Genomic DNA, 1,777 nt, shown 5'->3' with positions numbered 1-1,777 from the left:
CCACCGCGTCGGGGAAGCACAAATAGCTGTCACCACAGGAGCTATTTGCTCATCGCTTACACCATATTTGCGGAAAATTTCGGCTACTTCCTCTGATTCATAATTTGGAATTTCCCTAATTTCTCGTAGCTCTCGCTTGCGTTCCGATTGATAATGTTCAAAGTCTGTCTTAGCAGCAAGATACCCACCCAAACCCATCGCGATGGCGCCTGCTGTAATTTCTGCCATACCTGCTGTGACAACCAAATTTGTAGATGACAAGGTTCCAGATAAACCTGCTGCTAATGCAAAGGGAACCGTTAAACCATCAGACATTCCAATAACAATATCGCGGATTGTCTCTGAGGCTGTAAAGTGTTTTTCAGTATGTGGGGTTTGAGGCATGATGATTTACCTGATTACGATAAAAATAGATAAAAGAGTAGTAAAAATATAAACATAATTGGCATATTAATATAAATTAAACCAGATTTTATTAAGATTTATCAACCTAGTTTACATTTGATTATTTAATATCCTTAATTATTAGAGTTTAGAAACGACAGTAATACTTTTCTCAAGAGACTGTAAGGCGCCTATTACCTTTTCCTGGCTTGGTTTAGAGCCTTTGAGGTCTGCTGTAACTTCATCTAGGCTTTTCTCAATAGAATCATAATTCTCAGGAGATTTGGCTTTTACACCGTCTTCAACTTGTTTCCAGAAGCCCTCAAATTTATCAAATTCAGTTTTGGCTTTAGCGAAGTCCCCAGATTGTACAGCAGTTTTAGCGTTAGATACGACACCCAACAAATTATCAAAACCAGTTTTAGAAGTTTTACTTCCTGCATCTACACCAGAAACAGGGGAAGCCGCTGGAGAGGTTTCGCTTACACTTTTGGGAGCATTGTCACATCCAGTCAAAGCTAAAAGGCTGATGATAGCCGCAGTAATTATATAGTTGAAACGAATCATAACTAATTCCTCAATAAGTGATTTTAATTCAGTGGTATCATCTAATATATAGACTATTGCGTGTTAAATGGATAACGTAGCTATGGTAAAAAGCCTAGTATGATTTCACTGTAATAAATTATAGAGTCATCATGGTAAAGAACTCGGAAAGAACTTATACTTTAGATAGATGTAACCTACGAATAGTTAATGAGTATTTTCTCTCTTAAAAGGCTTTTGATGACTAAATGCAATTCTTTCCTAGTTCTTTACCAGCTTCAAGGTAATTTATAACTCGGTATAATATTAAAAAATTTATCTTCTACGGGAATCTCCTTTATGAAACGTGCTTTTCGCAAATATCACCGTGTAATTGCCATAATTATTTCTTTACCTGTGGCTATAACTGTGTTGACTGGGATGATTGTAACTATGATTGGTGAGTGGGGTGTCAATATCGGAATAACTCGGCATTTGCTTTTAAATATTCACACCGGAGAAATATTTCACCTCCAAGCAATTTACCCAATTTTAAATGGACTGGGTTTGATTGGGTTATTGGTTACGGGGTTGAGTATGTCGGGTTTATTTGGTAGAGTCACTCGTTCAAAAGCAAAATAAGTTTTAAATATGTTACTGCTGAGAGCTTTCTGGCTCTTGCGTACTTAGCGTGCTAATTTAGGGAAAAATAAGCTTAAAACTCTTGCTGGGCTTATCTTACAGCTATTATTACCTTCAGAACGGTATTCTTGTCCAAAATTAAAACTAAAAGCGTCTGTAAGCCTTGTAAATCAAGCATATTTATAGATTTTAATTAAAATTTAGCACGCTATGTACGATAGAACCG

3 protein-coding genes are annotated in these 1,777 nt (G+C 36.5%); 1 reads left to right on the top strand and 2 read right to left on the bottom strand.

The window, feature by feature from the left end; translation table 11 throughout:
* Together AC2JBO_RS44830 and AC2JBO_RS44825 are read right to left on the bottom strand one after the other, a co-directional pair.
* The coding region (locus AC2JBO_RS44830; RefSeq protein ID WP_496960070.1) for a VIT1/CCC1 transporter family protein at positions 1-384 on the bottom strand (384 nt) is incomplete at its 3' end.
* Between the two features lie 141 nt (positions 385-525).
* Entirely contained in the window at positions 526-951 is a 426-nt protein-coding gene (locus tag AC2JBO_RS44825; protein ID WP_496960069.1) for a DUF4363 domain-containing protein, read from the bottom strand.
* A gap of 318 nt (positions 952-1,269) precedes the next feature.
* Here AC2JBO_RS44825 and AC2JBO_RS44820 point away from each other — a divergent pair, with 318 nt between their 5' ends.
* Positions 1,270-1,551: a peptidase gene (locus AC2JBO_RS44820; protein WP_496960068.1), complete on the top strand. Its 282-nt coding sequence runs from the start codon at positions 1,270-1,272 to the stop codon at positions 1,549-1,551.
* The last annotated feature ends 226 nt before the right edge of the window (positions 1,552-1,777 follow it).

Source organism: Calothrix sp. CBUCES-K 9914 (assembly GCF_059640475.1).
The sequence above is the reverse complement of the archived record's forward strand: the minus strand, read 5'-3'. Positions and strand labels throughout refer to the sequence as shown.

Bases quoted from the DNA above. Each gene is read 5' to 3' on its own strand.
- AC2JBO_RS44820 (WP_496960068.1), top strand. From the start codon at position 1,270: ATGAAACGTGCTTTTCGCAAATATCACCGTGTAATTGCCATAATTATT.
- AC2JBO_RS44825 (WP_496960069.1), bottom strand. From the start codon at position 951: ATGATTCGTTTCAACTATATAATTACTGCGGCTATCATCAGCCTTTTA.